This window comes from Mesorhizobium sp. M0808, assembly GCF_040320025.1.
GTDB lineage: Bacteria > Pseudomonadota > Alphaproteobacteria > Rhizobiales > Rhizobiaceae > Mesorhizobium.
In genome coordinates, this window is sequence record NZ_JAMYOX010000002.1 from 484,401 (window position 1) to 501,103 (window position 16,703).

Genomic DNA, 16,703 nt, shown 5'->3' on the forward strand with positions numbered 1-16,703 from the left:
ACCTTTTGTTCTGATTCTGCTTGGCGATTGCGCGCCGCCGCGCTACGTCTGGCGCGTGACAGAGCAGCCGCGCCTTGCCGAACAGAATGCCGCCGTCGTCCTGCCCGAGCCATTTGTCAAATGGTTTGAAGAAAAGGGCTGGTCGCCGCGCGCCCACCAGATCGATTTGCTGGCCAAAGCCCAGGGCGGCCGGTCGGTATTACTAATCGCCCCGACCGGCGCCGGCAAGACGCTGGCCGGGTTCTTGCCATCGCTGACCGAACTGGCCGGCCGGCCGAGGAGAAGGCCGGGGCAGGCGCATCGAGGCATCCACACACTCTACATCTCGCCGCTGAAGGCGCTGGCCGTCGACATCGAGCGCAATCTCGGCAAACCCGTCGCAGAAATCGGGCTGCCGGTCTCCGTCGAGACGCGCACCGGCGACACGCCCGCACACAAGCGCCAGCGGCAGAAGCTGGCGCCGCCCGACATTCTCCTGACCACGCCCGAGCAATTGGCGCTGCTGATTGCCGCGCCCGATGCCAGGCGCTTCTTCGAGGACCTGCGCTATGTCGTGCTCGACGAATTGCATTCGCTGGTGACCTCGAAGCGCGGGCATCTCCTGTCGCTCGGGCTGGCCCGGCTGCGCTCGTTTATGCCCGCCCTGCAGACGATAGGCCTGTCGGCGACGGTCGCCGAGCCTGACGAATTGCGGCGCTGGCTGGTCAGCCAGAATCCACCGGGGCCGATGGCCGAACTGATCGTCGTCACTGGCGGCGCCAAGCCCGACATCTCCATTCTCGATTCGGAGGAGCGCGTGCCGTGGGCGGGACATTCGGCCCGCTACGCAACGCCGGAAATCTACAACGAGATCAAGCGCCACAAGACAACCCTGCTGTTCGTCAACACGCGCAGCCAGGCGGAGTTGCTGTTCCAGGAGTTGTGGCGGGTCAACGAGGAGACCTTGCCGATCGCGCTGCATCACGGCTCCCTCGACGTCGCGCAGCGCCGGCGTGTCGAAAAGGCAATGGGCGAGAACGCCCTGCGCGCCATCGTCGCCACGTCGACGCTCGACCTCGGCATCGACTGGGGCGATGTCGACCTGGTCGTCCATGTCGGCGCGCCGAAAGGTGCCAGCCGGCTGGCGCAGCGCATCGGCCGTGCCAACCACCGTATGGACGAGCCGTCCAAGGCGATCCTGATACCGGCCAACCGCTTCGAGGTGCTGGAATGCAGGGCGGCGCTCGACGCCAATTATCTCGGTGCCCAGGATACGCCGCCGCTGGTCGATGGCGGGCTCGACGTCCTGGCGCAGCACGTGCTGGGCTGTGCCTGCGGTGCGCCGTTCCATGCCGATGCGCTGTTCGAGGAGGTGCGGACGGCAGCACCCTATGCCGATCTCGATCGCCCGACATTCGATCGCGTCATCGATTTCGTCGCCACTGGCGGCTATGCGCTAAAGAACTACGAGCGCTATGCCCGCATCCGGTTGAACAAGGACGGACTGTGGCGGGTCTCAAATCCTCGCGTCGCCCAGCAATACCGGCTCAACGTCGGCACCATCATCGAAGTGCCGGCGCTCAACGTCCGCTACGTCCAGGCCGGCAGCAGAGGCGCGGCTTCGCGTGGCGGCCGGGTTCTGGGCAAGATCGAGGAGGCGTTCCTCGAAACGCTGACGCATGGCGACACCTTCATGTTCGCCGGCAAGGTGCTGCGCTTCGAAGGTATCCGCGAGAATGAGTGCTTTGTCTCGAATGCACCCGGCAGCGACGCCAAGGTGCCGTATTACGGTGGTGGCAAATTCCCGCTTTCGACGTACCTGGCCGAACAGGTCCGCGCCATGCTGGACGATCCGCAGCGCTGGAAGAAGCTGCCGGAGCAGGTCGCCGACTGGCTACGCTTCCAGGCCGACAAGTCGGTGCTGCCGAAACGCGACGATCTGCTGATCGAGACCTTTCAGCGCGGCAACCGCCACTATCTGGTGGCCTATCCGTTCGAGGGCAGGCTGGCGCACCAGACGCTCGGCATGCTGCTCACCCGCCGCCTCGACAGGGGGGGAGCCAAGCCGCTCGGCTTCGTCGCCACCGACTATGCGCTTGCCATATGGTCGCTGGCCGATATGGGCCATATGTTCAGGGCGAAGAAACCGTCGCTGGCTGCGCTATTCGATCAGGACATGCTGGGCGACGACCTCGAAGCCTGGCTCGCCGGCAGTTGGTTGTTGAAGCGCACCTTTCGCAATTGCGCGCTGATCTCGGGATTGATCGAGAAACGCCACCCGGGGCAGGAGAAGAGCGGCCGCCAGGTAACCGTGTCGACGGATCTCATCTACGACGTGCTGCGCAGCCACGAGCCCGACCATATCCTTTTGCAGGCGACGCGTGCCGATGCCGCGACCGGTCTCTTGGATGTCAGCAGACTTGCCGAGATGCTCTCGCGCGTCCAAGGTCGAATCATGCATAAGAACCTCGAGCAGATATCGCCGCTCGCCGTGCCGATCATGCTCGAGATCGGCAAAATGCCGGTGCACGGCGAGGCCGATGACACGCTGCTGATGGATGCAGCCACGCTGGTCGAGGAGGCCATGGGGACGAAATGACTGTCGCGCTGGCCATGGCTGCGCCTCTGGCGGATGCGGGCGCTGTCCGTATCGCCGGCGAACGCGCGATCTGCGACCGTCGCGGCGTGCTCTATTTTCCCGAATTCCGGCTTCTGACCGTATCCGACCTGCATCTGGAAAAAGGCTCATCACTGGCCAGGCGCGGCACGCTGGTCCCACCTTACGACACCGGTGCGACGTTGCTCCGGCTACAGGCGGTGATCGCCGATTATCAGCCTGCGATCGTTATCAGCCTGGGCGACAGTTTTCACGATGGCGGCGGCGCCGCACGTATGCACGCGAGCTTTCGCCAAAGGCTGGAAGGGCTGATGGTCGGGCGCGACTGGTTCTGGGTCGCCGGCAATCATGATCCAGAAGCGCCGGCCGACTTGCCAGGCGAGACCGTGCGCGAGCTGGCCATAGGCTCGCTACTCTTCCGGCACGAGCCTTCGGCGGTGAGAGTGGAAGGCGAGATATCAGGCCACCTGCATCCTTGCGCCCGCATCGTGCAGCAAGGCCGTTCGGTGCGGCGTCGTTGCTTTGCCGGCGATGGCGGCCGCATGATCATGCCGGCTTTCGGCGCCTATACCGGCTCGCTCAACGTGCTCGATCGCGCCTATGCCGGGCTGTTCCGCCGCGAAACGCTGATGGCCTATATGCTTGGCACAGAGCGCATTTTCGCGATTTCCCACGCGATGCTCAGGCCGGGCTGAACCTACCTGCCGTAGTACAAAGTGACCGTGTGCTTGGCCTCGGCGAAGAACAGCCAGCGCTCGACCAGCATTCCGGCGAGTTGGGCGATTGCGGCGAGTATCGACAGTGCTGCCGCATAGGGCCACGGCAAGGCGAACGCCGCGACCAGCAGCAACGCGGGCAAAGCAAAGGCCAGCACCTGCGTGATCTGGCGGAGTTTAGCGCTGTGCTTGCGCGCAATGCGAAAGCCCATCTCCTTGAGCAGATAGTTTTCCTCGGTATGCGGCCATTCCAGCGACCGCACCGTGCCGCCGGAAAGCCCGGTTGCGGTGTTGGCATTGGTCGGGATCTCCAGCCTGTCATTGTATCGCCAGGTCGCCAGCTTCAAACCCCAGCCGAGCGCGGTCAGCAACAGGGCAGCCGCCAGAAGCATATTCGAGCCTGCGGCAAATCCCTGCAGCAGGGCGTTGAGCAGTACGCTGCCGGTCATCGCCGAAAAGACCAGGTAGGCGGGCAGGGTGAAGCGGCTGTGCCACTGGGCAATCGGCTTCAACGACGCGTAGATCATGCCGGTGGTGCAGACGGTTGCGACCGCGCCGATGGCAGCGAGCAGCCCGGCGACAGCCGCCCAGCCGCTCGTACGGCCGAGGACCACCCAGCCAATACCGAACAACCCCGCCGGCACGAAGGTGGCGACCGAGGCAACACCTTCGCGCGACAGCCATGAGCTACGCCATTGCGAGAAGGCACGCCAGGCGCGTTCGGGCCGGCCGAGATGGCCGGCCGACGACAGCAGGCCTGTCGAGATCAGGCCAAGCGCCAGCCCCATGCCGGTGAGGCCAAGCCAGAAATCGGGCGGGATAAAGCCCTGTCCGGCGAGCACGCCAAGCAGCGCGAGCAGGCCGTAACCGGCGCCCGTGGCCGTGGTGAAAAAGACGACGGAGAAGGCTGGATGCATGAAGGCACGGGTCAGTTCGAAAGCATGCGGTCGACCCAGCCGAGGAAGCCGCCTTCAGCCTGCACCGCTTCAAGCGCTGGCGCCGGCACCGATGCGGCGCGGGTGGTGTGGGCACGTGGCGGCAGATATTTGTTGGTCGGCTTATAGCCCATTTCCGGCATCAGATCGACACCGCCGCGCTCGGCCACCAGTTGCGAGATAGCGGATGCCGGATCGCCCAGATCGCCAAAATGCCGCGCGCTGGTCGGGCAAGCAGCGACGCAGGCGGGCACGCGATCTTCTTCCGCCAGATTGTCGTTGTAGATGCGGTCGACGCACAACGTGCATTTCTTCATCACGCCGACATTGGTGTCGAATTCGCGCGCTCCGTAGGGACAGGCCCAGCTGCACAGTTTGCAGCCGATGCATTTGTCCTCGTCGACCAGCACGATGCCATCCGACGCCCGCTTGTAGGAGGCGCCGGTCGGGCAGACCGTGACGCACGCCGGCGTCTCGCAGTGCAGGCAGGAGCGTGGGAAATTGACCGTGCGCCCACCCATCTCGGTCATGTGCTCATAACTGTGCACGCGGTTGAACCAGACGCCGTCGACATTGCCGCCATAGGGGTCGATGTCGGTCAGCGGCGCCATGTGGCCGCCGGTGTTCCATTCCTTGCAGGCGGTAACGCAGGCCTGGCAGCCGACGCAGGTGTCGAGATCGATGACAAGGCCGAGCTTCTTGTCGGTGTGGGTGGGAAGGCAAGTCATTTGGCAGCTTCTCTTTCCCGACGGAATTCGGCGCCGAAACTAAGCTTATCGGGCGGGGGTTCAAAATGCGGCGGCTGTCGGAACCGCTCGAACTGCGGTTCGGTGAAGCCTGCTTCCTCGTCTGCGCATTTGACGATGCGCACGCGCAGGTCGAACCATGCCGCCTGGCCGGTGACAGGATCGGAATTCGAATAGTGTTTGCCATTCGCATCGGCAGAGGTCTGGTCGCCGATGATGTGGTTGAGTAGAAAGCCGCGATTGGATTCGGCCGCCTCATCCTTCAGCCCCCAGCTGCCGCGACGCTTGCCGATCGCATTCCAGGTCCACACCGTATTGGCGTTGACGCCGTCGACCAGCTTGATCTGTCCTTTGACCTTGCCGTTGATGCTCTCGATCCACACCCAGTCATCATCGACAAGCCCGAGGCTGGCGGCGGTCCGATTGTGCACGAACAGCCGGTTCTGGCTGGTGATCTGCCTTAGCCACGCATTCTGCCCGCCCCAGGAATGGTACATGTGCATCGGCCGCTGCGTCAGCGCGTGGAGCGGATAGGCTTGGCTATCGACGGCAGCCTCTTCGAAGGGCGCGTACCAGAACGGCAGCGGATCCATATAGGTCTCGATACGGCTGCGCTCCGCCTCCGGCGGCAGCACCCCGCCATGGCCGCGCGCCGCAAGGCGAAAGCGCTGCATCGGCTCCGAATAGAGTTGGAAGACGATCGGCTCGGCCTTCGGCATGAAGCCCATGCTCTCAGCGAATTCGAGATACGAGCGGTTGGCCATCTTGTAGTAGCGCTGATCGGCGGCGAAATCCTGGTGCCAGAAGCCGCCATTATCGATGTAGCGCTGCAACTGGTCGGGATTGACCTCGCCCTTGCCGACCGAGGCCCCGTCCTTGCCGCGCCAGCCGGCGAGCGGACCGACACCTGGCGTGCGCTCGTGATTGACGATGTAGTCGGCATAGTCGCGGTATTTGGCGGAGCCGTCGTCATGAACGAAGCCCGGCAGACCGAGCCGCGCGCCGAGTTCGATCAGAACCGTCTGGAACGGCCTGACGTCGCGATCCGGCTCGACAACGGGATGGCGGATAGCGTCGCCCGGACCGTCGGCGTGGCTGATCGGCCGGTCGAGCAGACTGATACAGTCATGACGCTCGAGATAGGTCGTGTCCGGCAGCACCAGATCGGCAAAAGGTACGGTCTCGGAATAATAAGCGTCGGAATAGATGATGAACGGGATCTTGTGCTCACCTGACGCATCGATATCGGTCAGCATTGCCATCGTCTCGACGGTGTTCATCGACGAGTTCCAAGCCATGTTGGACATGTACATGAACAGAGTGTCAATCGTGTAGGGATCCCCGGCCCAGGCGTTGCGGATAACCGTGTGCATGAGCCCATGGGCGGCCAGCGGCGCGTCCCAGGAGTATGCCTTGTCGATACGGATCGGTTTGCCGCCTCCGTCGATCAGCAGGTCTTCCGGCCCGCAGACGAAGCCGAGCGGCATGCCTTCGAGTGGTGTCATCGGCTTCACATTCTTGCCGGCGGGCTTTGGACCCGGCGGCGCGGACCGCGGATAAGGCGGTTTGAAGCGGAAGCCGCCCGGCACGTCCACCGTGCCGAGAAGCACCTGAAGCAGATGAATGGCGCGGCAAGTGTGAAATCCGTTCGAATGGGCCGAGATGCCGCGCATCGCATGCATCGACACCGGCCGACCCTTGATGGTCTCGTGCCGGCGGCCGGCCCAGTCCGTCCAGGCCACCGGCAGTTCGATTTGCTGTTCGAAGGCGACATGAGCGAGTTCTGCGGCAATGCGTCGGATGGTGCCGGCGGAGATGCCGCACCGGTCAGTGACGGCGTCCGGTGAATAGCTCTCGTCCAGATAACGGTCGGCGACGAGTTGGAAGACCGGCACGCAGCGGCGGCCGTCGACGAGAACGCTGCCGGTCAATGCGGGCTTCGCGTCGGCATCGCTGGCATTGACAGGCGTCTTCGCCACCCTGTCCCAAGCCAGCGGATTGCCGTCGCCATTGCGCATGAACAGCCCGTCATCGACAGCTCCAGGCTCCTGAACGACCAGGATGTGGGCATTGGTGTACCGCAAGAGGTACTCGAGATCGATGCGGCCAGCCTTCAGCAATTCATGGATGAGGGCGAATACGAACAGGCCGTCGGTGCCGGGCCGGATGCCGATCCAGTCGTCGGCAATTGCATTATAGCCGGTGCGGCAGGGATTGATTGAAACCACCTTGGCGCCGCGCGCCTTGAGCTTGCCGAGTCCGATCTTGATCGGATTGGAATCATGGTCTTCGGCAACCCCGAACAGCAGGAAATATTTGGTGTTGTCCCAGTCGGGCTCGCCGAACTCCCAGAACGAGCCGCCAATCGTGTAGAGGCCGCCGGCTGCCATGTTCACCGAGCAGAAACCGCCATGGGCGGCGAAGTTCGGCGTGCCGAACTGGCTCGCCCACCAGCCGGTCAGCGATTGCGACTGGTCGCGCCCGGTGAAGAAGGCGAGTTTCTTCGGATCGGTCTGGCGGATGTTCGAAAGCCGTTCTGTCGCGATCGACAAAGCTTCCTCCCACTCGATCTCGCGGAACTCGCCCGAGCCGCGCAGTCCGGTGCGCAGCAATGGTTTCGTCAGCCGGGCCGGGCTGTAATGCTGCATGATGCCGGCGCTGCCTTTGCCGCACAGCACGCCGCGATTGACCGGATGATCCTTGTTGCCGTTGATGTACCGAACCTTGCCGTCCTTGATATGGACGTCGATGCCGCAGCGGCAGGCGCACATATAGCAGGTGGTCTTGGCGATGCTGTCGGAGACATCAGGCGAAGTATCGACGCCGTCGCGTTCAGCGGGCGCGCGCGTATCGGCAAGCGGCCGTTGTGATGGTGCCGAATTGGCTCCGCGCAGCAGGTTGTTGGTCATGATCCGGTGATGCTCTTGCGCTCCGCGAACTTGGCTCTCGTCTTCGGGCCTGGGCCGCGCATGTAATGCTCTTCCGGCCGATAGCGTTCACCCAAGAGCCGCCGCCGCAGGCTGCGGGTCCAGTGCGCAAACACGGATTTGAACCGCCCCACCAATTCTACCCTCGACTGCTCTGGCGCGACTTTTTTCCAATTTCGGGCCAAAATTTAGAACAAAGCGACCGATCCGTCTAACAACTTGCTCTTGTAATTCCAATCGGATTTGCTTCTTAGTATCGGAATGACCCTGGACCAGTTGCGGATCTTCGTCGCCGTCGCCGAACGGGCGCACATGACCAAAGCGGCCGAGTTGCTGGGCATCTCACAGTCGGCCGCATCCGCCGCGATCCGCTCGCTCGAACAGCAGCATGGCGTCCAGTTGTTCAACCGCGTCGGCCGCAACATCGAGCTCGCCGAGACCGGACGCCGATTCTTGCCCGAAGCCAAGGCGGTCCTCGAGCGGGCTGCGGCGGCCCACAATGTGCTGGAGCATGTCTCGCAGACGATATCAGGCAGTCTCTCGATAGCTGCCAGCCAGACCATCGCCAGCTATTGGCTGCCGCGCCGGCTCGCCTCTTTCCACGAAGCCTATCCTGCCGTCAGGCTGAGTGTGAGCATTGGCAACACCAGGCAGGTCGAGACCAATGTACTTGATGGCGCAGCCGATTTTGGCCTGGTCGAGGGGCGCACCGAATCCGACATTTTGCGGCGTGCCAAGGTCGATATCGATCGCATGATGCTGGTCGTGGCGCGCTCGCACCCTGAGATCGCGGAAGTTTCGCCTGGACATCCCGACCTTGGCGGGCTTCGCTGGATCATTCGCGAAGGCGGGTCGGGCACACGCGAGGCGCTGGAGGACCTTGCCCGACGCGACGGGGTTTCGTTCGCGGACCTGCAGATATTCCTGGTATTGCCGAGCAATGAGGCTATTCGCCAGGCGGTCGAGGCCGGCGCCGGCGCCAGCATCATCTCGGAACTCGTCGTCGCCCGCGCGGTCGCCGAAGGCAGCCTGCGTTCTGTGCCGGTCGATCTGCCGAAGCGCGAATTTGCCATGATCACGCATCGCGACCGGCAGCCAAGCCTGGCCCAGATGGCGCTCAAGGCGCATCTTGGCGGCAAAGCTGAGAGATCCGCGCCGCTTTAAGCCGATCAGCCGAACTTCCGCTGCGCGTCGAGCGCCAGTCCAAGCCCGACCGAGCCGAACACATCGCCTTCGATTACCGACGCCTGCGGCACCAGCGCCAGGATCTGCTGCCTGGCCAGCGGGATCGCGGTCGATCCGCCGGTCAGGAACACCACGGTGATGTCCGAGGCCTTCACCTGTGCGTCGCGGATGGTCTGCTCGACCGTAGCCGCAACACGCTCAATGTCCCTGACTATGGTGGCTTCGAGACCCTTGCGCGTGATTTCTGCCGTGAACCTCACCTCGGGCAGCGCGACCTCGAGATCGGCCGACGATCGGTCCGTCAGCTCGATCTTGGCCTTTTCGACCAGCGCCGCCAGCGCATGGCCGTAACGATGCTCGACGATGTGGATGAAGCGCTCGACCAGGTCCGGGCGCTCCGCCTCGTAGCGGATCTGGCGCAGATGCGTCATCGCCCTCGCTGTGTAGACCAGGTTGATGCGCTGCCATGTCGCCAGCTCGATGAAGTAGCTCGCCGGCAGATTGCGCTTGCCGTCCTTGGTTGGCGTCAAATAACCGAGCTGCGGCATTACATGGGCGATGCTCAGCAGCCGGTCGAAATCGGTGCCGCCGATGTGGATGCCGCGGCTGGCCAGTATGTCGTCCTTGCGGTCGAGCGAGCGGGCGCGCTCGGGCGAGACCCGCACGATCGAGAAGTCGGACGTGCCGCCGCCCATGTCGACGATCAGCGCCAGTTCCTCGCGCGTCACCTTCTGTTCGTAATCGAGTGCCGCCGCGATCGGCTCGAATTGGAAGGCGATATGTTTGAAGCCTTGGGCGCGAGCGGCGTTTTCGAGTTGGTGCTCCGCCTTCGCATCGGCCTCGGCATCGTCGTCGACGAACTGCACGGGCCGTCCCAGCACGACGCTGTCGACCGCGTCATGGGCTTCTTCTTCCAGCTTCTTTTTCAGGTGGCCGACAAATAGGCCGACAATTTCCATGAAGCCGATCGAGCGCACCTTGATGCGCGTCTTTTCGTGAGCGAGCGAGCTGCCGAGCACGCTCTTCAGCGAGCGCATCAGGCGGCCTTCGATACTGTCCGTATAGTTGGCAATGGCGCGTCGCCCGAAATAGGTGAGGTTGTCCTCGAAATTGAAGAATACCGCACTGGGCAGCGTGACCTGGCCGTCTTCCAACGCCACCAGCCGCGGCTGCCCGTTCCTGACCACGCTCACGGTGGAATTCGAAGTGCCGAAGTCGATCCCGGCAAATGCTGGTCGCATCGTGCGTTCCTGTAGTTCTGATTTGGGGAGCAGCAGCTCGTATCCGGTCGGGCCGGGGGTCGCGGTCTAACCCATACCCTCGGAAAGGGAAACCACTTTTACGAGAGTTCAGTCTTTCCTGAACACCAGTCTTCCGAGCCAGCCGGTCAGCATGGCCAGCGATACGGCAAAGACACCATAGAGGAAGGAATAGTCGTGCGCGACGCGGAAGATCGACTGTTCGAAACCGGACTTGCGGATTTCGAGCTGGGCGGAGCTTTCCTTGATGAACAAGCCGCTCTTGAACAGGAAGGCGCGGGCCTTATGGGTGCCGACCGGAACGTTTGGGGCGAGCCTGACGGTGGCGCGGAACAGGTTCTGCGACAGAAACTGCACACCGCCGACATTCTCGCTGTAGAGGCCGGTCGCCGCCTTGCGTTCGCGCAGCGCGGCGGTGAACTCCTCGATTGTCGCCGGGCTGTCCTCCGCGTCGGCGGGCTGCAAATAGAGGTTGGAGGCGCCAAGCGACAGCTGCTTGTAGCTGTTCGGATCGGTGACGTCCTGCAGCGGCCGCGTCGTCGCCACCGAATAGGAGACAGGTACGTTTTTGAAGGTCTCCGACTCCAGATTGACCCAGACGCCGAGCACCCGGTCCTTGCGGCGCACGACGACCGGCCGAGCCGGGCCTTCCAGCACGACGATCACGTCGTAGCGCCCTTGCCGCGCGACAAGCGGATCGGCATTTTCCAGCGAGCCGAAAATGGTCAGGTCGGCGCCGGAAAAGCCGGCGGTAATCGAGACATTGTCGGTGGAAAGGCCGATCTGGATGTTTTCGGTTAGTGGCGCCTGCGCCTTCGCCGATGGCGCAGCAGCCAGCAGCGACAGCAAGGCGGCGGCCGCGAGCGTCCTTAGGCCGGCCATCAGCTCAGGCCCACGCCGGACAGAGAATAGAGATTGGGCGGCGTGACGAAAAGATCGATGGCAAGCCGGATGGCTACCGCCAGCACGAGCAGCGCCAGCAGCGCCCTGAGTTGCTCGCCCCGCAGCCTCTGACCAGCCTTGGCGCCATATTGCGCGCCGGCGACGCCGCCTGCCATCAACAGGAAGGCGAGCATGACGTCGACCGTCTGGTTGGTGGTGGCGTGGACCAGCGTGGTGTAAGCCGAGGTGAAGATGATCTGGAACAGCGAGGTGCCGATGACGACGTTGGTCGGCACCTTCAAAAGGTAGATCAGGGCCGGCACCATGATGAAGCCGCCGCCGACGCCCATGATCGAGGACAGGAAGCCAATCGCCGCGCCCAGCCCAAGCACCGGAATGACGCTGACGAAGAGCTTCGAGGCCCTGAACCGCATCTTCAGCGGCAGGCGGTGGATCCAATTATGCTGGCCGGATTTCTTCAACACCGGTGCGGCGCCGCTGCGAGTGGCGCGCAGCGCATTGACGCTCTCGACCAGCATCAGTCCGCCGACGGTGCCGAGCAGCACGACGTAGAGCAGCGAGATGAACAGGTCGAGCTGGCCGAGCCGGCGCAGGAGCGCAAAGACATAGATACCACCGGTCGAGCCGACGATGCCGCCGGCTAAAAGCACGCCGCCGAGCTTGAAATCGAGCGTGCCGCGCTTCATGTGCGACAGGGCGCCGGAGAAGGAGGAAGCGATGACCTGGTTGGCGCCGGTGGCGACCGCGATTGCCGGCGGTATGTTGTAGAAGATCAGCAGCGGCGTAATGAGAAAGCCGCCGCCCACGCCGAACATGCCCGACAGGAAACCCACCGCCGCACCCATGGCCAGCAGCACGAAGATGTTGACGGAAATTTCCGCGATCGGGAGATAGATGCCCACCCGTCAGTCTCGATCAGTTTGCCTCCTGGCGAATGCAACCGTTGCGGGCATTTTTGCGTCAGAAGGCTATCTCGTTCTTGCGCCGGCCGGGCCGTGAAGTCAAACTTCGCAGCACCGCCGAAACAAAAAACAACTCAATCAGTTAACAGGCAAATCTGTGGCAAAGGCGTCGCGGAAACGACGCATCCGCCGTTATTTACGCGCAAGCAGCGCCTTGACCAGCTTTTCGTCGATCGCGCCGGTTGCCTTCATATCGTTGTCGGCCTGGAAGGCCATGATCGCGTTCTTGGTTTTCTGGCCCATCATGCCGTCGGGATTGCCGGCCTCGTAGCCGTTCTTGTTGAGAATGCGCTGGATGTTCTGGACCGCTTTCTTCATGTCGATGCCGGCGGTCGTCTGCGGTGTGCCGTCCTGCCACGATTCAGGAACGTCGGCCGAATTGGCGGCTGGATCGAGCGGCTTGGCCTTCCACAGTTCAGCCGCGGCCCGCGCACGCTCCAGCTGGTCGGGCCTCAGCGCCTTGGCGATCTCGTCGCGCTTGGCCGCCGCATCCTTGTCGCCGGTCTTGGCGACGAGTGCGAACCATTTGTAGCTCTCCTCGAGGTTCTGCTTCATGCCGACGCCCTTCGCCGCGAGGATGCCGAGATTGAACTGGCTATCCTTGACACCGAGATCCGCCGCCGCCTGGAACCAGCGCGCTGCCGATTCATTGTCGGTCACGCCATCCGTCGCCATCGCAAACAGCACGGCAAGATTGTGCATCGCGCTGGCATTGCCCTGCGCTGCGGCAAGCTGGTACCAGGTTTTCGCTTTCTTGATGTCGCGTGCGACGCCGACGCCCTTCTCGTAGAAATTGCCGATGCGGTATTCTGCCGGTACGAAACCGAGTTCGGCAGCTTTCTCATACCATTTGGCCGCCGCCGCCATGTCTTCTTTGACGCCGCGAGACTCGGCGTAGCGCGAGCCGATCTCGAACAGCGCCTTGGCGTCGCCGCCGGCCGCTGCATCGCGCAGGGCGGCCGGACCCGCATCGGCCGGAACGTCGATCTTGGCAACGCCTGCCGCGGCAGCATCCGCCGGCGGCACCGTGCCGGTCGTGTCCTGCGTCGCAGTGGTGGCTATAGCAGGCGCGGCAGCCATTGGCTCGGCGTCGCTGGCCGTCGCCGCTGCCGGCGCGGGCACTGCGGCCGCGGTGTCTTGCGCCGCCAGGTCAGCAGGCGCCGCGGAAGCCGAGGGCGCCGTCGATGTCTCGGCTGCCGGTGTAGCGGGGCCGGTTTGCGCCGCCGTGTCGTCCTTGGTCATCGATGCGGATGGCTCTGCCTGCCTGACGGTGGGCGACGGCGCGCTCTCCTGTGTTGTCGTCTGCGCGTCCGCCTTCGGCTCGCTGGCAACGCTGGCCAAAGCGGTTTCCACCGGCTGTACGGCCACGGCCGGTGCCGCCTCATTGTTGGTGACTTCGACCGGGTCGGAGAAGAAGGCTTTGCCCAGTTGCAGGCCGGCAAGCGCCAGCATGATGGCGATTGCCCCCATCAGGATCGGCTTGCGCCGCGCCTTGAGCAGGTCGCCGATCCTGAGTGCCTTGACCGGGCCTTTCATCGTCGACTGGCGCTTGAGGGCGTCCGCCTCGGCGGCCGCCGCTTGCGCAGCCCGTCTGGCTGCCGCGATGAAGTCCGATTTCGCCGCCTCAGCGCCGCCTTCCCGGGTCGGCTGCCCGCGCTCGTCGCGCACGCGCTTCATGATGGCGCTGAGGTCGGGTGCGCCGGAGCCGGGTTCCAGTGGCCGGTTGGCGAGCTTGGGGTCGAGGGGCTCGTCGAGATCGACGCTCGGTATCTCGGCGCTCTGCGCCGAGCCTGCAAGCGGCGGCATCTCGGCGTCCTTCTTGCCCTTCAAGGCGCGCGCCAGCCCGCCTAACATCGATTTCCTGCCGCCGCCTTGCTCGGTTTTTTCACGCGTCGTGTCTGAACCGAGAGCCGCCAGGGCTGCTGCGGCGGCGGCCTCGGCTGGCGTACGCGGACCTGGCTCGTCGCGCACGAGCGCCGCGGCGCGGCCGTCGAGATCGGCCATGCTGCCCGTCAACGGCAGCGGCTGGTCGAGGTCCATCGACGGTGCGTCCTGCACCGAGATCTTGGATGGCCGGCCGAAACGCTTGCTCAACTCCGCGCTTGCCGGTTCGCCCGTCTCCAATGAACCAAGCCTGTCAACGATCTTGAGCAGCGTATCGTGGATAGCCTCGAACGTTCTCGAATTGCGCTCGTCCGAACGGCGCGTCAGTGCCTCGAGCGTCTTCAGGTCCTGGGCGAGGCCGGTAACGGCCGCCGTGTTGGCGCTTGATCCGGCCAGTGAGCGGACGGCGCTCTCAGCCGCCTCGCGCGCCGCGCCGAGGATGGAATCGCGGGTTCCGGCCAGCGACTTCTCGATTTCGTTGAGACGCGGGCTGATGTCGTCGAATTCCGGCAGCGGCGTGCCGGGCTTGGAAAGATGCGCCGTCAGGCCGGCGACCTGCGCTTCAAGGCTGCGGATCAACGCCGGGTCGATGCTGGCGACCTGCGCCGCGGACGAATCCAGCCGGCTTGAGATGTCTTCGAGCCGGCTCTCCAGGCCACGGATCGCCGCCTCGTTGGCGGGATCTGGAACGCGCGTCTCAATCCGCTTGGCCAGCGCGGTGAAGCGGGCGTCGATAGCATCCATAATGCCGGCGCTATCGACCTGCGGCATGCGCTGGTCCAGCCTGTCGGCGACCTCGTCCAACCGGCGCTCAAGGTCGCGAAACAGCATGTTGCCTTGTTCGATTGCGTCGCCCTGGCGACGTTCCATCATGCTGGACAGCACGTCGAAGCGCTGCTCGAGCCCCTGGAAGATGTAGTCGGCGTCGGGCATGGCAGGCGCGTGGTCGATCTTGTCGGCAATAAGCGCGACTTGCCTGGCAAGGCGCTCCATCGCCTGTTCCGGCAGATTGGCTCGGCCGGCCAGTTCATCCACGCGGCTCGACAATGTGTTGAGACGGTCGATGACCTCCCGACCCGGACGATCCTGCGACACTTCTTCGATTTGCTGGGCCAGTGAATCGATCCGCTTCTCGATGCGTTCGAAGGGCTCGGGGTCGAACGAATTGGCTTGCGCGGCAACCGTCGAGGCGACGATCGCGCGGGAAATCTCGTCGAGCCGCTCGTCGATCTGACTGAATGTGTCGCCGCCGCGATTGTCCTGCTGGCGGGCGAAATGGTCGACCGCTCCGGCAAGCGTGCGGACCTTTTCCTCGAGCGAGCGCAGCGACAGCGATTCCGGCAGATTGCTGACGGCATTGCTGATCTGTTCGAGCCGCTCCGTCAGCGCCGACAGGCCGGGTGCATCGGAACGCTTGCGCTGATCGGCCTCGACGCGATCCTCGAAAGCGTTCCAGCGGCGGTCGAAATCGTCCCAGCGGCGTCCGACCGCCTGCACGCTCTCCTCGCGCGCCAGCGTATCGAGCGCGGCTTTGACCTGCTCAAGCTCGAGCCGCAGCATATTGACGCTTCTGTCGTCGCTTTTTTCGGCCAGTGTCTGGATGGCGCCGGAAAGCCGCTCGAATTCGACGCTGAGTTCGGCGCTGCCTTTGCCGCCGCCATTTGACTGGAAGGCTCGCCCAATATTCTTGCGCAGTACCTCGAACTCGCGTTGCAGGCCGGAGGTCATCTGCTGGCGCAAGTCTTCGCGCAGGCCGCGCAATTCCCCGGCGATCTTGCCGGCTAGGGCGACGCTGTCCTCCTGGCCGCGTACCCGGTCGATATCGCGGGCGATCGCCTGGTAATTCTGGTCGAAAGCCGCTGCTGGACCTTTCGGCCGCTGCGCGCGTGGATCCTCATACCGGCGCTGCTGGCCATAGGGTTGGGCGCTGGGATAGCGTGGTTCTGCCGCTGGTCGGCGCGGATCGGGGTGGCTTGCCGTCTCCTCGCGCGTCCGCTCCAGCCGCTGCTCCAGAGTTTCCAGGGAGCGGTTGAGCTCTTCAAGCGTCGTGTGCGGCCGGCGTTGCCTGCCGGCGTTGAGTGTATCGAGGTAGGACCGCTTGCTGTTCATCAATACGCCCGTTTCAGAATTGCTGGCTTTCACCAGGTTCCCAAAGTCCTGCCGGGACGAAGGCGACTGCTTGGCTTGTTGCAGTGGAAGACGAGCTTCCCGGGTCTCATCCGCGCTCCGAAAAACCGTGAAAAATTCAGTACAGGATAGACACGGGTAACCGACATGCGCACATTTCGCCCCAACGTGGTAAACAACGCGTTAACCAAGCTTAAGAAGTTGCAACTTTGTCGGCTGGCCGCCGACGGCGCCGGGTGTCTTTTTTGGACGCGCAAAAGACGTTGTAGAATTTTGATCAGCCGCATGATCGCTCCCGAAATCGGCAACGACCTTTTAGGTTGTCCGCTGGTGCTGCGGCATAAAGTTGCAAGACCAGAACGCTCTTGCGTGGTGAGGCGGCTATCGATATAGAATTGACGTAAACGTAAATGAGCGGATTACGCCGTTTGCGATTTGTTTGTTGAAACCACGAGTGGAAGCA

General features: G+C 63.6%; 10 protein-coding genes. 3 read left to right on the top strand and 7 right to left on the bottom strand.

The genetic code is table 11. From position 1 onward, the window contains the following. Positions 1 to 55: 55 nt before the first annotated feature. Positions 56 to 2,578 (top strand): ligase-associated DNA damage response DEXH box helicase, encoded by a 2,523-nt coding sequence (locus NKI25_RS05335; protein ID WP_352998222.1) that lies wholly within the window; start codon positions 56 to 58, stop codon positions 2,576 to 2,578. Continuing rightward, the gene (gene pdeM / locus NKI25_RS05340) at positions 2,575 to 3,291 is read left to right on the top strand and encodes a ligase-associated DNA damage response endonuclease PdeM (RefSeq protein ID WP_023676942.1); all 717 of its coding nucleotides are present in this window, start codon (positions 2,575 to 2,577) and stop codon (positions 3,289 to 3,291) included. The genes NKI25_RS05335 and pdeM overlap by 4 nt, the downstream gene beginning before the upstream one ends. 2 nt (positions 3,292 to 3,293) lie before the next feature. Here pdeM and NKI25_RS05345 read toward each other — a convergent pair whose 3' ends face one another. The 3 genes from NKI25_RS05345 to NKI25_RS05355 are packed head-to-tail and all read right to left on the bottom strand — an operon-like array spanning position 3,294 to position 7,902. After that, complete coding sequence (locus NKI25_RS05345; protein ID WP_023676943.1) at positions 3,294 to 4,229, bottom strand: dimethyl sulfoxide reductase anchor subunit family protein; 936 nt, start codon at positions 4,227 to 4,229, stop codon at positions 3,294 to 3,296. An 11-nt stretch (positions 4,230 to 4,240) separates the two neighbouring features. After that, complete coding sequence (locus NKI25_RS05350; RefSeq protein ID WP_023676944.1) at positions 4,241 to 4,975, bottom strand: 4Fe-4S dicluster domain-containing protein; 735 nt, start codon at positions 4,973 to 4,975, stop codon at positions 4,241 to 4,243. Next, a complete protein-coding gene (locus NKI25_RS05355; RefSeq protein WP_352998223.1) occupies positions 4,972 to 7,902 on the bottom strand; it encodes a molybdopterin oxidoreductase family protein in 2,931 nt (976 codons plus the stop codon). The genes NKI25_RS05350 and NKI25_RS05355 overlap by 4 nt, the downstream gene beginning before the upstream one ends. Before the next feature lie 279 nt (positions 7,903 to 8,181). Between NKI25_RS05355 and NKI25_RS05360 the strand changes: the two genes are divergently transcribed. Beyond that, positions 8,182 to 9,084 (top strand): LysR substrate-binding domain-containing protein, encoded by a 903-nt coding sequence (locus NKI25_RS05360; RefSeq protein ID WP_023676946.1) that lies wholly within the window; start codon positions 8,182 to 8,184, stop codon positions 9,082 to 9,084. 5 nt (positions 9,085 to 9,089) lie between these two features. Here NKI25_RS05360 and NKI25_RS05365 read toward each other — a convergent pair whose 3' ends face one another. From NKI25_RS05365 to NKI25_RS05380, 4 genes are all read right to left on the bottom strand, one after another. Next, positions 9,090 to 10,346 (bottom strand): Hsp70 family protein, encoded by a 1,257-nt coding sequence (locus tag NKI25_RS05365; protein ID WP_352998224.1) that lies wholly within the window; start codon positions 10,344 to 10,346, stop codon positions 9,090 to 9,092. Between the two features lie 108 nt (positions 10,347 to 10,454). Continuing rightward, a complete protein-coding gene (locus tag NKI25_RS05370) occupies positions 10,455 to 11,246 on the bottom strand; it encodes a TIGR02186 family protein (RefSeq protein WP_352589111.1) in 792 nt (263 codons plus the stop codon). Then, the gene (locus NKI25_RS05375; RefSeq protein ID WP_023676949.1) at positions 11,246 to 12,169 is read right to left on the bottom strand and encodes a sulfite exporter TauE/SafE family protein; all 924 of its coding nucleotides are present in this window, start codon (positions 12,167 to 12,169) and stop codon (positions 11,246 to 11,248) included. Before NKI25_RS05375 ends, NKI25_RS05370 begins: the two co-directional genes overlap by 1 nt. Positions 12,170 to 12,361: 192 nt before the next feature. Continuing rightward, entirely contained in the window at positions 12,362 to 16,222 is a 3,861-nt protein-coding gene (locus NKI25_RS05380; protein ID WP_352646410.1) for a peptidoglycan-binding protein, read from the bottom strand. Positions 16,223 to 16,703: the final 481 nt, after the last annotated feature.

Excerpts from the sequence above, each read along its gene's own strand:
- NKI25_RS05350 (WP_023676944.1), bottom strand. The coding sequence starts at position 4,975 with ATGACTTGCCTTCCCACCCACACCGACAAGAAGCTCGGCCTTGTCATC.
- NKI25_RS05365 (WP_352998224.1), bottom strand. The coding sequence starts at position 10,346 with ATGCGACCAGCATTTGCCGGGATCGACTTCGGCACTTCGAATTCCACC.
- NKI25_RS05345 (WP_023676943.1), bottom strand. The coding sequence starts at position 4,229 with ATGCATCCAGCCTTCTCCGTCGTCTTTTTCACCACGGCCACGGGCGCC.
- NKI25_RS05370 (WP_352589111.1), bottom strand. The coding sequence starts at position 11,246 with ATGGCCGGCCTAAGGACGCTCGCGGCCGCCGCCTTGCTGTCGCTGCTG.
- NKI25_RS05360 (WP_023676946.1), top strand. The coding sequence starts at position 8,182 with ATGACCCTGGACCAGTTGCGGATCTTCGTCGCCGTCGCCGAACGGGCG.
- pdeM (WP_023676942.1), top strand. The coding sequence starts at position 2,575 with ATGACTGTCGCGCTGGCCATGGCTGCGCCTCTGGCGGATGCGGGCGCT.
- NKI25_RS05355 (WP_352998223.1), bottom strand. The coding sequence starts at position 7,902 with ATGACCAACAACCTGCTGCGCGGAGCCAATTCGGCACCATCACAACGG.
- NKI25_RS05380 (WP_352646410.1), bottom strand. The coding sequence starts at position 16,222 with ATGAACAGCAAGCGGTCCTACCTCGATACACTCAACGCCGGCAGGCAA.